Below are 17698 nucleotides of genomic sequence, written 5' to 3' on the forward strand. Positions count from 1 at the left end.
GACACTACTATTAAAAGGGAGGAGGGACATCAATATGGTGTATCTTGGAATGATTTTCTTTCAAATTGTCGCACCTATTTTAGTATTACTTGTACTAGGTGCTATTCTACAAAAGAAATTTCGCTTTAATTTAAAAGCATTATCACAGCTTATTACATATTGTTTTATGCCAGCCGCTGTATTTATTAATTTATATGAGACGAATATAAAGCTGTCTGTTCTAGGAGAAGTCGGATTGTTTGTTGTACTTTTTATCGGGAGTCAAATGCTGCTTAGTCACTTTTTAGCGAAAGGGCTTGGCCTCGCCAAAACTGAGGCGGCTGTTTTTAAAAATAGTGTAGTACTCATTAACTCTGGGAACTATGGGATTCCGGTAGCTCAAATGATTTTTGCCACTCAACCTATCGGTGTAGCCATCCAGGTTATACTCGTTATCTTTCAAAACATGACAACATATACGTATGGTTTATATAATTTAATTTCCTCTACTAAATCGGGCATGACGATTTTTAAGGATTTTATAAAAATGCCTATTATTCACGCTCTAATAATCGGAGTGGCCATGAATTATTTTGATATTGGCATTCCGCAGTTTATTAAAATACCAATAGACCATGTAGCAGATGGTTTTATTGCCGTTGCATTAATCACGCTAGGAGCCCAATTGTCTCAGCTGGAGATCAAAACGATGTTTAATAAAACAGTATTCGTCAGCTGCTTCACACGATTATTTATCGGACCAGCCGTGGCTTTAGTCATTATCTATGCGCTAGGTTTAGATGGGGTTGTGGCACAATCATTATTTATAGCGAGTGCTTTTCCCACATCCCGCAACAGTTCAAGTCTAGCATTAGAATATGATGTAGAGTCCGCAACAGCTGCTCAAACTGTTTTATTCTCAACCATTGTGAGTTGTATAACGGTCACGATTGTGATTTATATTGCGGATGTATTGTTTACCTAATAGAAAATATTTTAATGATATCTTCCATCTCTTAGCAATATCTGCTACACTAGCATCAAACTGAATAGTATTAACTAGGGGAGTCTGATGAGTCAGGCTGAGAGGGAAACGCATAGAGGTTTCTTGACCCTTTGGACCTGATCTGGCTCATACCAGCGTGGGAAAGTTAAGAAGCTATTGCCTATTACGTGCAATCAATAGACCCTTTACATTCATGGCCGGATCCAATTATTATTTTGGATTCGGCCTTTATTTATTGTATTGATTGTTGGGTGAGCTAGATTCGGTCCTTGCTTAAAATACATTTAAGGGAGAGAAGTAGCTCATGTCAGCAATTAGTGAAAAGAACATTACGATTATGTCTAACTTTGAAGGAAGTAAAAAGGTTTATGTGGAAGGATCTCGTCCAGATATTTTAGTACCAATGCGTGAAATTGCATTAAGTCCGACGACTGGTAGCTTTGGAGATGAAGAAAATGCCCCCATTCGGGTGTATGATACGAGTGGCCCATATACAGATCCGGCCTTTCGTGTGGATATTACAAAGGGCTTACCTGCTTTACGAAGTACTTGGATACAAGAGCGAGGGGATGTTGAGGAATACGGAGGGCGTACGATTAAACCGGAGGATAATGGTTTCCGTCGCGCTGATGATCCGCGTATCCATGAAAACGTCTTTCCGGAATTGGTGAGAAAGCCTTTACGTGCAAAAAAGGATGGAAATGTCACACAGCTTCATTATGCTCGAAAAGGAATTATTACACCTGAGATGGAATTTGTAGCGATACGCGAAAATATGGACCCAGATTTCGTACGTTCAGAGATTGCAGCAGGCCGAGCTATTATGCCTTCCAATATTAATCATCCAGAGGCAGAGCCAATGATTATCGGTCGTAACTTCCATGTGAAAATTAATGCGAACATTGGAAATTCAGCTGTATCATCCTCGATTGCAGAGGAGGTCGAAAAAATGACATGGGCTACACGCTGGGGTGCTGATAATATTATGGATCTATCAACTGGCAAGCATATTCATACAACGAGAGAATGGATTATTCGAAATGCTGCAGTACCCGTTGGGACAGTACCAATTTATCAGGCATTAGAAAAAGTGAATGGTGTCGCTGAGGATTTAACGTGGGAGGTGTACCGTGATACGCTTATTGAACAAGCGGAGCAAGGGGTAGATTATTTCACTATTCATGCAGGTGTCCTTTTACGTTATGTTCCTCTTACGGCAAGCCGTGTAACGGGAATTGTGTCTCGGGGTGGATCCATTATGGCGCAGTGGTGCTTATACCATCATCAAGAGAACTTCCTCTATACTCATTTTGAGGAAATATGCGAAATTATGAAAGCTTATGATGTAGCCTTCTCATTAGGAGATGGCTTACGCCCAGGGTCAATCGCGGATGCTAACGATGAAGCACAATTCGCGGAGCTGGAAACATTAGGTGAATTAACGGAAATCGCATGGAAGCATGATGTTCAAGTAATGGTGGAGGGTCCAGGTCATGTTCCCATGCATTTGATTAAAGAAAATATGGACAAGCAATTAGAGGTTTGTAAGGAAGCTCCCTTCTATACATTAGGTCCATTGACAACAGATATTGCGCCAGGTTATGACCATATTACATCTGCTATTGGAGCAGCAATGATTGGTTGGTTTGGTACAGCTATGCTCTGCTACGTGACACCGAAGGAACATTTAGGTTTACCTAATCGGGAGGATGTTCGAGTAGGGGTTATTACTTATAAAATTGCTGCACATGCTGCAGATTTAGCAAAGGGCCACCCAGGTGCACAGCAACGGGATGATGCACTGTCCAAAGCGCGTTTTGAGTTCCGCTGGCGCGATCAATTTAACCTTTCTCTTGATCCAGAGCGTGCAGTAGAATATCATGATGAAACATTGCCAGCTGAAGGAGCCAAAACGGCTCATTTTTGTTCAATGTGCGGGCCTAAATTTTGTAGCATGAGAATTTCTCAGGATATTCGTAATTATGCTAAGGAAAAGGATTTAAATACAACAGAAGCCATCCATGAAGGTATGAGGGAAAAGTCAGCGGAGTTTAAAAAGGCAGGTAGTCAAATCTACCAATAATAATAATGCAAGGCTTGTGTTTATTTCTAGACACGAGCCTTTTTTATGTTGGTTTCATAACTTAATAGGGAGATGAAAAAAAGGAATATATGCCTTTGCAAATAGAAATGAACGCTTAAACCTAGACGAATACAAAAAAGCTCCATGTGAATTATACATTCACATGGAGAAAAGTTGGATTTGGATATCAATAATAAGTGGAATATTAAACGTTTGTTGGTTGTTTTACGTATGGATTTGTAAGATCCATACCTTCTAATGAAAGACCCATTGCTTTTGCGACACCTTCACCATATGCTGGATCAGCTAAATAGCAGTGAAGAATGTGACGGCGTTTGATGAATTCCTCAACAGAAGCCATATCATTAGCCGTATTTTCAAATAGACGTTGTTGTTCTTCCGCAGTCATTAGGCGGAAAAGTTTACCTGGTTGCTCGAAGTAATTACTATCGTCTTCACGGAAATCATGAATTCCTGCATGACCATCAATGCGTAACTCAGGCTCTTTATGGTCTAAATTATGTTCCCATTCACCATAGCTATTTGGTTCATAGCCTAGTGTTGATCCAAGGTTGCCGTCAAAACGCATAGAGCCATCTCGGTGGAAAGTACGGAATGGACACTTTGGTGCGTTAACAGGAAGCATATAGTGGTTTACACCTAAACGGTAGCGTTGTGCATCCGCATAGGCAAAGATACGACCTTGTAACATTTTATCTGGTGAGAAGCTAATACCAGGGACGATGTTAGATGGTGCAAAGGCAGCTTGTTCCACTTCTGCAAAGTAGTTGTCCGGGTTTTTATTTAACTCAAACTCACCTACAGGAATTAATGGGAAATCTTTTTTATACCATACTTTTGTTAAATCGAATGGGTTGTATGGTAGCTCACGAGCTTGCTCCTCTGTCATAACCTGAATATACATTTTCCATTTAGGGAAATCGCCTTTTTCGATGGCTTCATATAAATCACGTTGTGAAGACTCACGGTCTTGACCGATTACCTCAGTTGCTTCATCACCTGTTAAATTTTTAATGCCTTGTTCTGTACGGAAGTGGAATTTAACCCAAACACGCTCATTATCAGCATTGATAAAGCTATATGTGTGCGAACCAAATCCGTGCATATTACGGTAACCAGTTGGGATACCACGGTCGGACATTACAATTGTAACTTGGTGAAGTGCTTCTGGTAATAGCGTCCAGAAATCCCAGTTAGAATTAGCGTTTTTCATATTTGTACGTGGATCACGTTTGACCACGTGGTTTAAATCTGTAAAGTGTAGTGGATCACGGAAGAAAAATACTGGTGTATTGTTTCCTACTAAATCCCAGTTGCCTTCTTCAGTATAGAACTTAAGGGCAAAGCCGCGGATATCACGCTCAGCATCTGCTGCACCACGCTCACCAGCAACTGTGGAGAATCGTGCGAACATATCAGTTTTCTTGCCCACTTCCGAGAAGATTTTAGCTTTTGTATATTGAGTTATATCGTGCGTTACAGTAAAAGTACCAAATGCACCTGAACCTTTCGCATGCATACGACGTTCAGGGATTACTTCACGATTGAAGTTTGCTAGTTTTTCAACTAGCCATACATCTTGAAGTAATAGAGGGCCGCGTGGACCTGCTGACATAGAGTCATGGTTACTTACTACTGGAGCACCACCTGCTGTTGTAAAACGACGGCTACGATCATTTGCGTTTGTCATATTAGTTACCTCCTGAAAATAATGTAAGTCAAACTCTTCGTCTATAACTATAACAAATATAAAATAGAATTGCTAGTACATTATAATAATTATCGTTAAAGAATTTTTATAGTAAGATATAAAATATAAATATATGCAGCAAAGAGCTTATTTATACTTAATTATCGTCCTAAATTTGTTGTTAAATAAACTATATATAAACAGTATTTATACTGCAAATGAAAAAAGTATAAGAGTTAATACCCATAACACAAGCCTTTATTGAAAATGAAAACGACTAATTGAAAATTATCTACAACGTTCTTTTTAGTTTTTTCGGTATCGATGAGGGGTCATACCGATTTGTTGTTTAAATATTTTAATAAAATAATTCGGGTCATCAAAACCGTTTAAATGAGCAATCTCACTAATTGCAAAATCTGTTTCTACTAGCATCTTAATAGCGTTTTGAATTCTAACTTGCTGTATATAGCGCTTAAATGGCAAGCCTTGTTTCTTCGAAAAAATTGTACTTAAATAATTGGGGCTGATGCCAAGCTTACGGGCGACAAAGGGAAGAGACAAGGAACTATCTTTAAATTGCTGATCAATAATTTCTAAAGCGAGCTCAACATAATCGGCTCTTTTCTCCATGCGTGCATCACGGGCTAGCTCTATTAATCTCTGAGTGAAAGAAATAATACCATTGAGAATCGTATAAAAAATAGGATGCTCAATAATTAAATGAAATAGCTGACGGTAGTTTTGTTCAATGACTGCTTTTTCGTGTAGTTTATATTTCAACATAAAGCGCCGAATTTGTGCTAACACACTTGTTAGATGGATGCGTAGGTCATCCTGCTCATAATAGATGCCTTCATTAGAAAGTCGATATAAAAATGTTTTTACGGCTTCGAGATTACCCTCCTCCAGGCTACTTATTAATAATTGTTGTTCTTCTGGTGTTAGTAATGGATCGAAGGGCTGTATTTCAAATTGTTTACTTGCGTAAAAAATATGCCCGAATCCTTCGTAAAAACTTTGATGAAGTGCACGCTTTGTTAATGTATACATATTTTTAATGCTTGTAGTCGGTCCATCATATATCCCAATATTTAAAGAACTATTGCTAAACAAACGCCATTCCTTCATAAGAGTACGTACATCCTTCTCTACCAGCTTTATGTCTTGCGTTTGAAAAAGGCAGACGATTCTATTCGATAATGGATAGGTTTTCATATGGAAGTGAATCGATGTCGGTTGAAGCCAATTGTAAAGCTTGTTATAGGTCTCAGTGTGCTCAGGTTCAATTATTGTAAAGTGAATGCCAGTTTCAATAGAGTTTGATTTCGTATCCAAAAATAAATGATTATAAAATGATTCATTTGCAGCCTCTTGCGCAGTATCTGTAATTTGTGGTGAGCGCAAGGAAATGCCTGTCAGTTTTTGCTTTAATACTTCTAAATCAATGGGCTTTACAAACAGATGGGCTACCTGTAAATCAATGGCTTTTAATGCGTTTTTAAATAAGGGTTCTGTTGTTACAGCTAAAATAGCACCTGCAAGTTTTTGTAGATCTCGATAAAGAGAAGTTAAGCGATTATTAGGGATCAAGTCGATATTTAACAGTATGGCATCCGGTTCAAATTGACGGATGCATTGAGGTACATCTGACATAGTCGTGCACATATCAATGAAAACATCGCCTGGAAAATAGGTATGTAAAAACCACTTAATGCCTGCTAGTTCAGTGGGGTCTCGATCGATTAATAATAGCTTCATAACATCTAACCTCGCTTAAAATATTCTAGTTTCATATAAAAATACGATTATATTATTAAAAATAACATAGGAATCTGAAAAAAATCATGTTTTCTCTTTTAAAATTCTCTATATTCTGAAAAAAGTAGTTAGTACAATGGAAATAGAGTAATTGACCATTATTCAGCAGGACACTCGTTTATAATGAAAACGCTTAAAAGTAGTTGAATGCGGATGTGTTATTGATTACGTTAAAATGAATTTTACATAAGCCTTAAAGGGAATAGGGGGATGTCATGTGAAGTCGATCATCGAGCTTGATGGCCATACATTAACAAGACAACAAATTGAGGAAATCGTTAAAGGGCATGCAACAGTTGCACTTGCTGCAGATAGTATAGAGCGTATTCGTTTAAGTAGGGAACGGATCGAAAAGCGCTTAGCAGAGGGGCAAACGATTTATGGTGTGAATACAGGCTTTGGAAAACTAAGCAATATAAAAATTGAGGAAGACGATATTGGGCTATTACAACTGAATTTATTACGATCGGATGCAACAGGTGTAGGCCAGCCGTTTCCTACTGATGTTGTACGTGCCATGATGGTTTTACGTGCAAATGCCTTAGCTCGTGGATTTTCAGGAATTCGTGAGGAAACGGTACAGCTTTTATTAGATTTTATTAATAAAGGCGTACACCCAATTGTCCCGTCACAAGGGTCGGTTGGAGCAAGTGGAGATTTAGCGCCATTATCACATTTAGCTTTAGTCCTAGTGGGAGAAGGTAAGGCTGAGTTTAATGGAGAAGTGATGAGTGGTAGTGAGGCGTTACAGCAAGCGGGATTATCACCTGTTCGACTACAAGCTAAAGAGGGGCTGGCACTTGTAAACGGTACACAGGCTATGACGGGTATCGGTGTCTTAACCGTTAATGAGGCTGAACGAATTGGGCTAGCGGCGGATATGGCTGCTAGTTTAACACTAGAAGCATTGAAGGGTATAACATCTGCGTTTGACCCAGCACTTTTAGCAGTAAGACCACATCCAGAGTTAGAGCTTGTTGGCGGTCGTATTCGTAGGTGGCTTGAGGGAAGTAAGCGAGTGACAAAGCAAGGAGAAATTCGTATGCAGGATGCATATTCTCTGCGCTGTATTCCACAAGTGCACGGTGCTTCCTGGCAGTCTTTCTTTTACGCGGAGAACCGAGTACAAACGGAAATGAACGCTACGACCGATAATCCGATTGTTTTAGAAAGCGGTGAAGTACTATCAGGTGGCCATTTTCATGGTCAGCCAATTGCATTAGCGATGGACTTTTTAAAAATTGGGGTAAGTGAATGGGCTAATATTTCAGAGCGCCGTACAGAGCGAATGGTGAATCCTCAATTAAATGAAGGGTTACCGCCATTTTTAGCGACAAACCCTGGGATTGAGTGCGGTCTGATGATTGCTCAATATACAGCAGCATCTATCGTTTCAGAAAATAAAGTGTTGGCGCATCCTTCCAGTGTCGATTCAATTCCTACATCAGGGAATCAGGAAGACCATGTAAGTATGGGGACAACTTCTGCTCGTCAAGTACGTCAGATTGTCCGAAATGCTGCCCTAGTTATAGCGATAGAAATGATTTGTGCATCACAGGCTATTTATTTAGATAAAGCGGAGGAACAATTATCACCAACCACACGAAAGTATTTAGAGAAAGTTCGTGAGTTTTGTCCACCACTATTAGCAGATCAGCCGATCGGTGATGAAATTGAGGCATTGGCGGAGTATTTATTAACTACTGATGCTCTAGTAAAAGAATATATGTAAAGTTGCTTAAATGATTATAAGTTGGAAGAGCTGAGGCGAGACTTGGTTTTCTAAGTCGCCTCTGCTTTATAAGGGATTATTCGTTTTATTGTCTGAATATTCAGTTTTATTTAATTTTACTAATGTATTTATCATTTTAAAGGAGTGTGTTTTTTATGGTATTTAAAACAAGTATTCGTGCACCCCATGGGAATCAATTAACTTGTAAAGGATGGACGCAGGAAGCAGCGATGCGCATGCTGATGAACAATCTTGATCCTGAAGTAGCGGAGAATCCAGATGAGCTGATTGTTTACGGAGGTATTGGAAAAGCAGCTCGAAATTGGGAAAGTTATGAGCAAATTATTGCTTCATTAAAAAAACTAGAGAATGATGAGACATTATTGATCCAATCAGGGAAGCCCGTAGCTGTATTCCGTACACATGAACATTCTCCACGTGTTTTAATTGCCAATTCCAATCTTGTACCAGCGTGGGCTAATTGGGACCATTTCTATGAATTAGAAGATCGAGATTTAATGATGTATGGTCAAATGACTGCTGGCAGTTGGATTTATATCGGCGCACAAGGTATTTTACAAGGTACTTATTTATCCTTCGTAGAAGCAGGGAAAAAAGTATTTGGCTCTGCAGATTTACGCGGTAAATTCATCCTTACAGGTGGTATGGGTGGGATGAGTGGTGCACAACCTTTAGCGGGGAAAATGGCTGGCGCTGTCATTCTAGTTGTAGAAGTAGAGCGTGCCCGCATTGAACGTAAAATAAAAGAGGGCTATTGTGATTATCTTGTAGAAACTGTGGATGAAGCAGTTGCATTAGTAAATAAATTACGTGACCAAAAAGAACCAGCCTCGATTGGCCTCGTTGGAAATTGTGCAGACGTCAATCGTGAACTGTTGAATCGAGGGATCATTCCAGACTTTGTCACAGACCAAACCTCTGCACATGATCCGATAAATGGCTATATACCGAATAACATGACATTTGAGGAAGCATTAGCACTTCGTAAATCAGATGTAAAAACATATGAACGAAGAGCTAAGGAAACTATGGCAGAGCATGTTCGTACAATGCTAGAGTTCCAAGAGGCTGGTGCAGAGGTGTTTGATTATGGCAATAATATTCGCGCCTATGCTAAAGAAATGGGCGTAACCAATGCTTTTGATTTCCCAGGCTTCGTACCAGCCTATATTCGTCCGTTGTTCTGTGAAGGGAAAGGGCCATTCCGCTGGGCTGCGCTTTCGGGAGACCCTGAGGATATTTATAAAACGGATGCACTTGCGAAAGAGATGTTCGCAGAAGATGAAGGTCTAGTGAATTGGATCGATATGGCACAAAAAATGGTTAAATGGCAAGGGTTACCTGCACGTATTTGTTGGCTAGGCTATGGCGACCGTCATCGCTTTGCGTTAAAAGTAAATGAAATGGTAGCGAATGGTGAGTTATCAGCCCCAATTGTTTTTGGTCGTGATCATCTTGATTCAGGTTCTGTTGCTTCGCCAAACCGTGAAACAGAAGGGATGTTGGATGGTTCAGATGCAGTATCGGATTGGCCAATCTTAAATGCGCTAGTTAATACAGCAAGTGGTGCCAGCTGGGTAAGTGTTCACCATGGCGGTGGCGTAGGTATGGGCTATTCACAGCATGCAGGGCAAGTATTAGTAGCAGACGGATCGGAGCTAGCAGCAGAGAAAATTGCTCGCGTGTTAATTTCGGACCCTGGTATGGGTGTAGCTCGTCACGCAGATGCAGGCTATGATATTGCTATTCAGACAGCTAAAAACAAAGGTGTGCAAATACCAATGTTAAAGGATGATGTAAAGTGACTATCTTAATTAAAAATGCTAATGAAGTGATTACATTAAAAAATAATGTACGAGGACCTCGCACAAAGGAGCAAATGCAAGAAATTGCTATAGTGGAAAATGGTAGTGTTCTTATTGAAGAAGATCGAATTGTTGCTGTAGGTGCTTTAGAGCAATTAGAGGTAGATTTTCCTGAACTAGTGAAGAAGGCTACTACAATTGATGCTTCTGGTAAGGTCGTTATGCCGGGGCTAGTGGATTGTCATACGCATCTCGTACATGGAGGAACCCGTGAAGAAGAGTTTAATATGCGGCTCAATGGTTCTACCTATATGGAAATTATGAATGCGGGTGGCGGCATTCACGCTACAACAAAGCGTACACGAGAAACTAGCTTTGATGATTTGTATGAAAAAACAAGAAAGCACTTAGATATATTTTTAAAGCATGGAGTCACAACCGTTGAAGCCAAATCAGGCTATGGATTGGATTGGGAGACGGAAAAGAAGCAGCTTGAAGTAGCGAAAAAGTTGCAAGCAACGCATGATATGGATGTTATTAGTACTTTTATGGGTGCACATGCAGTACCTCGCGACTATAAAGGGCGTGAGGATGAGTTTGTGGATGTTTTGATTCATGAAATGCTACCCAAAGTTGCAGAGTTGGAACTAGCTGAATTTAATGATGTATTTTGTGAAAAAGGTGTCTTTACACCAGAACAATCTGAGCGTATTTTAGAGGCTGGGAAAGATCTTGGATTAACACCAAAAATACATGCTGATGAAATTGAGCCTTATAAAGGTGCTGAACTTGCTGCAGAAGTGGGAGCCATTTCGGCAGAGCATTTGTTAGTTGCCTCCGATGAAGGTATTCAAAAAATGGCTGAAGCGGGTACAATTGCTGTCTTGCTGCCAGGAACTGCATTCTTTTTACGTGCGCCTTTCGCGAGAGGTCGTCTAATGATTGATGAAGGGGTACCTGTAGCCATTTCGACGGACTTTAATCCAGGATCATCTCCGACTATGAGTCTACCGTTTATAATGAATTTAGCTTGCATGCATATGGGGATGACACTAGAGGAAGTACTAACAGCAACAACAATTAATGCCGCGTATGCAGTGAATCGAGGCGAACAAATAGGTTCCCTTGAAGTTGATAAAAAAGCGGATGTTATTATTTTAGATGTTGCTAATTATAAGCAATTACAATACTTCTATGGCATGAACCATACAAATACAGTTATTAAAAATGGGAAAGTTGTTGTACAAAATGGAATTTTGCTGAAAGAACAATAAAGTAAATGGGCATAAATAAGGCATAAAAGCTTTATTTATGCTTTTTTATTTTAATTGAAAAAATCTGATGATAATAGCTCTTTGGGTTACTAAATAAATAGGTTGCATTTTTTTCAGTAGGGGTTTATAATTCAGTTAAATAGTAATTCGTTAATTACAAATTACTAAAACCTTGTAATGATTAAAGGGGTTATAAGATGTCAAAATTTAGGACGGAAGAAGAAATGCTAGCGCATTATGATTCTTCAAAATATAAAACACCTGATGGATACACAGCAGATATAGCAATTTTTACGATTACTTCGGAGAAAACAGAAGAAAAGGCGCCGCCAAACATGACACTTAAAATTATGTTAATTAAGCGTGCTGCTAAAGATGCTGATGGAAATGCCAATATTGAAGGTGGAAAATGGGCGCTTCCGGGTGGGTTTGTAGATGCCCATCAAAAGGAATCAGCCTATATTGCAGCAAAAAGAGAGTTAAAAGAAGAGACGAATGTAGAAGGGTTACATGTTCAGCACTTTGGTGTTTACGATGATATCAATCGAGATCCTCGTGGCTGGATGATTTCAAATGCTTTTTATGCGATTGTTCCTGAGGAGCAAATGGAACAACGACAAGCAAATGATGATGCAGATGATGTAGAGTTATTTGATATTGAAGATGTATTTACACTTCAACTAGCCTTTGATCATCGTAAAATCATTGCAGATGCACTCAAATTTATTAAAAAAGACATGGTGCAAACAACCGTTGCTAAAAACTTTTTACCGCAAGAGTTTACCTTATCAGAATTACAACGGGTACTACTGACAGTTGAAGACGATCCACGAATCGCTAATGATTCTGTTTTTTTTACAAAAGCACCTAAACTACCTTTTATCGAAAAAGTAGTGGATGTGGAAGGAAAACCGAAGAAAACAAAGCGAAATTCGTTTAGGCCATCACAGCTGTATACTTTTAATGATTTTGAAGTGGTGGAATCAATTTATCATTAGGAAAGATTCGTCTTTCCTGATAATTTTAAAAATAGTAATTTGTAATTTGAGTATTACTAATTAAAAAATTGGAGTGATAAAACGATGAAAAAGAGAGCATTAATTAATATTGATTACACTGTTGATTTTGTTGCAACTGATGGAGCTCTAACTTGTGGGGAGCCGGGACAACAGCTTGAGCAGGCAATTGTTAATTTAACAAGTGAATTTATCTCCAATAATGAGTTCACAGTATTCGCTATAGATGTTCATGAGCAAGAAGATGTTTATCATCCTGAAACAAAGCTATTTCCTCCACATAATATTCGTCATACCAAAGGGAGAGATTTATACGGAGCTTTAAAAACATTGTACGAAGGTAAGCAAGAATTGGAACATGTCTATTATATAGATAAAACTCGTTACTCGGCCTTTGCAGGGACAGATTTGGAGTTGAAATTGCGTGAAAGAGGCATTACAGAGCTTCATTTAATTGGTGTTTGTACAGACATCTGTGTTCTTCATACCGCTGTAGATGCTTATAATAAAGGGTTCGATCTTGTCATTCATAAAAACGCTGTCGCATCCTTTAATCAAACAGGACATGAGTGGGCTTTAAGTCATTTTGAGCATGCACTTGGTGCCTCTGTTATTTGATAGTAAAGAATGGAGGGAAATGATGTGAAATATGCAGATGATAGTTTCATGTTACACACCGATTTATACCAAATAAATATGGTTCAGACCTATTGGAAGGACGCGGTTCATCAACGAAAGGCTGTTTTTGAGCTGTATTTTAGAAAACTTCCATTTGGCAATGGTTATGCGATATTCGCTGGCTTAAAAAAAGTAATGGAGTTTATTAATAACTTTGGTTTTTCTCAAAGTGATATTGAATATTTGCGTGAAGAAGGGAACTATCCAGAGGAATTTCTCCATTATCTACAGAATCTAAAGTTTACAGGAACTATAAGGGGGATGAGGGAAGGAGAGTTGGTTTTTGCCAATGAACCTATTCTGCGAATCGAGGCACCATTGGCTGAAGCACAATTAATAGAAACCCCCTTGCTAAATATTGTTAATTACCAAACGCTAATCGCGACGAAAGCTTCGCGAATTAAAGAAGTGACGGGTGAGGATATTGTGATGGAGTTTGGAACCCGTCGTGCTCACGAGTTCGATGCGGCAATTTGGGGAACTCGTGCTGCTTATATCGGTGGCTTTTCTGCAACAAGTAATGTGCGTGCAGGTAAATTATTTGGTATTCCAGTTTCAGGAACACATGCGCATGCTATGATTCAAACCTACAGAGATGAATATACTGCGTTTAAAAAATATGCAGCTGCACATAAAGACTGTGTATTCTTAGTAGATACTTATGATACGTTACGGTCAGGTGTTCCGAATGCCATCAAAGTAGCGAAGGAATTGGGAGATCAAATTAATTTTATTGGTATCCGATTAGACAGTGGTGATTTAGCCTATTTATCAAAGGTAGCAAGAAAAATGCTAGATGATGCAGGCTTTAAGGAAACAAAAATTATGGCATCCAATGATTTAGACGAATATACTATTATGCATTTAAAATCTCAAGGGGCGAAAATTGATGCTTGGGGAATCGGCACGAAGCTAATTACAGCCTACGATCAAGCTGCTTTAGGTGGAGTATACAAGTTAGTCTCTATTGAAAATGAAAATGGGGAAATGGTTGATACTATAAAAATCTCTGCGAATCCAGAAAAGGTGACGACTCCTGGGCGCAAACGAGTCTATCGTATTGTTAATAATGAGAATGGTCATGCTGAAGGTGACTATATTGCCCTTGATGAGGAAAATATTCAGCAAACAGAACGATTAAAGATGTTCCACCCTGTTCATACGTATATAAGTAAGTTTGTGACGAATTTTACAGCAATCGAGTTACATGAAAGCATTGTAGAAAATGGGAAAGTAGTATTTGAGGAACCTACAATTCAAGAGACACAAGCATATGCAAAGAAAAATTTAAAATTATTATGGTGTGAGTACAAACGAACGATGAACCCGGAAGAGTACCCAGTTGATTTGAGTCAGGCTTGCTGGGATCACAAGAGAGCTATTATACATGATATTAAAGAAAAAATTTCGAAGAAGATGGATACTAGATAAAAAATGACAGGAGGAAGATACGATGGCGAGAATAGGTATTTATGGTTCATCCTTTGATCCTATTACCAATGTTCATCTTTGGACTGCTAGCACGGTTGCACACCGATGTAAATTAGATAAGGTCATATTTTTACCCTGTTCAAATAAGCGAAAAGATAAAACTATAAAAACAGAAGATAAGCATCGGTGGAATATGCTACATTTAGCAATTGCTAAGGATGATCGTTTTATAGCAGATTCCTATGAGATGGATCAAGAGGGATGGAATATTTACACGTATGACACGATGAAATACTTTAGGGAAAAACATCCAGAAGATGAAATCCACTTTATTATGGGTGCGGATTTATTAGTAGACATTGGTGCAGGATTATGGAAAAAGGGAGATGCATTAGTTGCTGAAAATAAATTCATAGTTATGGCGAGGCATGGGGTTGATATGCTATCAACAATCAGTCGATCCCCGATTTTAAGAAATAATGATGATGGCAGATTTCATCTTATTGATAAGGGTTTAGCCATGGAAATTAGCTCTACCTATATTCGGGAAGAATTTGCGATGGGTGGAGAGCCAAGATATCTTTTACCCAATGCTTGTTACGACTATATTAAAGAACATCATCTATATAAGAAATAAAAAGTGTGGTTGCATGCCACACTTATTTTAATTTTGAAAAGATGGTGACTTTTACTATTTCTAGCCATTCGTAAGCTATAATAGAAATAGCAATGGTGACGGCTTTTTTGCTGTCACAAAAATTTTAATGATTAATGTTAGAAAGGAATTCATGAATGTGCAGCTTACATTAACATTTCTTATTTTAGGTGCAACAATTTTCGCATTTGTGACCAATAAAATACGAGCAGATCTTGTAGCAATTGTGTCACTTTTAGCATTTGTTATTACAGATATTCTAACGCCAACAGAGGCATTAGCTGGATTTTCAAACTCTGTAGTTTTAATGATTGCAGGGCTTTTCGTCGTGGGTGCAGGAATATTACGCACAGGTCTTGCAGGAATGGCAGGACAGTTATTACTTAAATGGTCGGGCAATAGTGAGTTGAAACTATTTGTATTACTACTCATCATTGTTGGATCTGTCGGTGCATTTATGAGCAATACAGGTACTGTCGCATTAATGATGCCAATAGTTGTCAGTATAGCAATTAGTATGAAGGTCAGCCCTTCTAAATTTTTATTGCCACTCTCATACGTAGCTAGTCTATCGGGTCTTATGACGTTGATTGCGTCTCCAACCAATTTAATTGTCAGTCAGTTATTGGTAGATAGAGGATATAGCAAACTTGGATTTTTTGAAATAACTCCAATTGGTATAGTGGGTATGATTGCAGGAATTGCTTATCTAGTGCTTGTGCGCAATATTTTGTTACCGAAAGATCAACATCGTACGCAAACAAATGAGGGCTATAAGCTTTCACCGAAGAAAATCATAAAGCAATATGATTTAAATAATCGACTATTCAAAATTTCTGTTCCAGAAGAATCACCTATTATTGAAACGTCGTTAGCAGAGTTAAAGCTACCAGCCAAGTACACGCTCTGTATGATGAAAATTCATCGCAAGTCACAAGAAGGTATCAATTTACTACCTATGACATATCAAGAAATGGCTGGTCCCACAAGTGTGATTCATGCAAAGGACGAGCTGTATGTTCAAGGAGAAGAAGAGGATATTCGTCACTTTGTTGAGGATTATCACCTGGAGATGCAAGGATTAGTAGAAGGGGAAGCTGATGAATTGGTTTCGAAGCACCTCGGTATTGCAGAGGTATTGCTTACGCCAAATTCAAGCTTTATCAATGAAACAGTTAGTTCGTTAGGGTTTAGAGAAAAATACAATCTAAATATAATTGGTATTAATCGAAAGGGTGGTTATAAACTTCAAGACATGGTTTCGCATAAGTTGAAATTTGGAGACGCTATTTTAGTGCAAGGAGCTTGGGATGAAATTCTTTTATTAGCGAGAGAGACCCAAGATGTTGTGGTTGTAGGTCAGCCAAAAGAACATGCGAGTGTAGCAGCGGCAACAGGAAAAGCTGGTATTGCGGGGATTATTATGCTGTTTATGATTATGTTAATGGCATTTGAAATTTTCCCTGCTGTTATTTCTGTTATGATTGGTGCCGTTTTAATGATATTAACGGGTTGCTTACGGAACATGGAAGATGCGTATAGCAATATGAATTTTGAAAGTATAGTGCTAGTGGCCGCCATGCTACCAATGGCGACAGCGTTAGAAAAAACAGGAGGCATGGCTATATTATCTGACGGGATTATTAAAGTTCTTGGTGACTATGGTCCCTATGGTGTGCTCATAGGTGTTTATATTTTGACAGCTGTCTTTGGACAATTTATTAGTAATACGGCGACGGCTGTATTGTTTGCACCAATAGCTATGAGTGCTGCAATAGCAATGGAGGTTAATCCTACAACATTTATGATTGCAGTAGCAGTAGCCGCGAGTATGGCGTTTGCCACACCAATTGCATCCCCAACTAATGCGCTGGTCATGACAGCTGGGGGCTATAAATTTATGGACTTTGTAAGAATAGGGATACCGTTACAAATTGTTATGTTTATTGTCATGATGATAACGATCCCATTCTTTTTCCCCTTATAAAATTCAGTTTAAGACTATAGATAAACCCAAACTTTTGAGTTTATCTATAGTCTTTTTTGAAATCAAGTAAAGCCGTTGACTACATTTAGGAGTGTAGTGCCCCACATTCTAGTTCCCCTTTATATAAAGAACTGCATCTATATACTGAAAGATCGGTTTAATATTGATTTTTTTCCTGCTATCCAAAAAATCTATTAAATTTTTCTTGTAAGATATGATAAAATTATATTTTAATTAGTGGTATAACATAAACCTTAAGGGTGAAAATATTATTTGTAGTCAAAGATTTATTTTGATTATTAATATAGGAAGTAATTCTATGTGGAGAAAAAAAGTTAAACTTTTTTTGAAAAAGTGTTGACCTTTTAAAAATAAGGGTGTAGTATTATACAAGTCGCCACGGTGACACGCTAAAACAAAGCAAAACATGAACCTTGAAAACTGAACAAGCAAAACGTAATCAATAAAGTTTTTAGTAACTAGCCTAGCTAGTGAACGA

The 17698-nt window shown here is 38.5% G+C and carries 12 protein-coding genes and 1 riboswitch; of the genes, 10 read left to right on the forward strand and 2 right to left on the reverse strand.

The features are described from left to right. The first annotated feature begins 34 nt into the window (after positions 1-34). A complete protein-coding gene (locus PI85_RS13440; RefSeq protein ID WP_036122288.1) occupies positions 35-964 on the forward strand; it encodes an AEC family transporter in 930 nt (309 codons plus the stop codon). Between the two features lie 66 nt (positions 965-1030). Next, a riboswitch (TPP riboswitch) is annotated at positions 1031-1145 on the forward strand. 144 nt (positions 1146-1289) lie between these two features. After that, entirely contained in the window at positions 1290-3068 is a 1779-nt protein-coding gene (gene thiC, locus PI85_RS13445) for a phosphomethylpyrimidine synthase ThiC (RefSeq protein WP_036122290.1), read from the forward strand. A 205-nt stretch (positions 3069-3273) separates the two neighbouring features. On the opposite strand, the gene PI85_RS13450 is transcribed toward thiC, so the two are convergent. Together PI85_RS13450 and PI85_RS13455 are read right to left on the reverse strand one after the other, a co-directional pair. Further along, positions 3274-4779, reverse strand: coding sequence for a catalase (locus PI85_RS13450; RefSeq protein ID WP_036122292.1), 1506 nt, complete (start codon positions 4777-4779; stop codon positions 3274-3276). Positions 4780-5085: 306 nt separating this feature from the next. After that, complete coding sequence (locus PI85_RS13455) at positions 5086-6540, reverse strand: response regulator transcription factor (protein ID WP_036122295.1); 1455 nt, start codon at positions 6538-6540, stop codon at positions 5086-5088. Positions 6541-6817: 277 nt separating this feature from the next. On the opposite strand from PI85_RS13455, the gene hutH reads away from it, so the two are divergent. From hutH to PI85_RS13495, 8 genes are all read left to right on the forward strand, one after another. After that, a complete protein-coding gene (gene hutH / locus PI85_RS13460; protein ID WP_036122298.1) occupies positions 6818-8332 on the forward strand; it encodes a histidine ammonia-lyase in 1515 nt (504 codons plus the stop codon). A gap of 155 nt (positions 8333-8487) precedes the next feature. After that, positions 8488-10158 (forward strand): urocanate hydratase, encoded by a 1671-nt coding sequence (gene hutU / locus PI85_RS13465; RefSeq protein ID WP_036122301.1) that lies wholly within the window; start codon positions 8488-8490, stop codon positions 10156-10158. Beyond that, positions 10155-11432 (forward strand): imidazolonepropionase, encoded by a 1278-nt coding sequence (gene hutI / locus PI85_RS13470; RefSeq protein WP_036122304.1) that lies wholly within the window; start codon positions 10155-10157, stop codon positions 11430-11432. The genes hutU and hutI overlap by 4 nt, the downstream gene beginning before the upstream one ends. Positions 11433-11629: 197 nt before the next feature. Then, positions 11630-12430 (forward strand): NUDIX domain-containing protein, encoded by an 801-nt coding sequence (locus PI85_RS13475; protein WP_036122307.1) that lies wholly within the window; start codon positions 11630-11632, stop codon positions 12428-12430. Between the two features lie 84 nt (positions 12431-12514). After that, positions 12515-13066, forward strand: coding sequence for a cysteine hydrolase family protein (locus PI85_RS13480; RefSeq protein WP_036122311.1), 552 nt, complete (start codon positions 12515-12517; stop codon positions 13064-13066). Positions 13067-13075: 9 nt separating this feature from the next. Beyond that, entirely contained in the window at positions 13076-14557 is a 1482-nt protein-coding gene (locus PI85_RS13485; RefSeq protein WP_036122320.1) for a nicotinate phosphoribosyltransferase, read from the forward strand. 22 nt (positions 14558-14579) lie between these two features. Further along, a complete protein-coding gene (gene nadD, locus PI85_RS13490; protein ID WP_036122323.1) occupies positions 14580-15194 on the forward strand; it encodes a nicotinate-nucleotide adenylyltransferase in 615 nt (204 codons plus the stop codon). A gap of 151 nt (positions 15195-15345) precedes the next feature. Continuing rightward, positions 15346-17199, forward strand: coding sequence for an SLC13 family permease (locus PI85_RS13495; RefSeq protein ID WP_036122326.1), 1854 nt, complete (start codon positions 15346-15348; stop codon positions 17197-17199). Positions 17200-17698: the final 499 nt, after the last annotated feature.

Origin of the sequence: Lysinibacillus sp. A1, assembly GCF_000801965.1 — a bacterium.
GTDB classification, from domain to species: domain Bacteria; phylum Bacillota; class Bacilli; order Bacillales_A; family Planococcaceae; genus Lysinibacillus; species Lysinibacillus fusiformis.

Bases quoted from the DNA above. Each gene is read 5' to 3' on its own strand.
- PI85_RS13440 (WP_036122288.1), top strand. From the start codon at position 35: ATGGTGTATCTTGGAATGATTTTCTTTCAAATTGTCGCACCTATTTTA.
- thiC (WP_036122290.1), top strand. From the start codon at position 1,290: ATGTCAGCAATTAGTGAAAAGAACATTACGATTATGTCTAACTTTGAA.
- PI85_RS13450 (WP_036122292.1), bottom strand. From the start codon at position 4,779: ATGACAAACGCAAATGATCGTAGCCGTCGTTTTACAACAGCAGGTGGT.
- PI85_RS13455 (WP_036122295.1), bottom strand. From the start codon at position 6,540: ATGAAGCTATTATTAATCGATCGAGACCCCACTGAACTAGCAGGCATT.
- hutU (WP_036122301.1), top strand. From the start codon at position 8,488: ATGGTATTTAAAACAAGTATTCGTGCACCCCATGGGAATCAATTAACT.
- PI85_RS13475 (WP_036122307.1), top strand. From the start codon at position 11,630: ATGTCAAAATTTAGGACGGAAGAAGAAATGCTAGCGCATTATGATTCT.
- PI85_RS13480 (WP_036122311.1), top strand. From the start codon at position 12,515: ATGAAAAAGAGAGCATTAATTAATATTGATTACACTGTTGATTTTGTT.
- PI85_RS13485 (WP_036122320.1), top strand. From the start codon at position 13,076: ATGGAGGGAAATGATGTGAAATATGCAGATGATAGTTTCATGTTACAC.
- nadD (WP_036122323.1), top strand. From the start codon at position 14,580: ATGGCGAGAATAGGTATTTATGGTTCATCCTTTGATCCTATTACCAAT.
- PI85_RS13495 (WP_036122326.1), top strand. From the start codon at position 15,346: ATGAATGTGCAGCTTACATTAACATTTCTTATTTTAGGTGCAACAATT.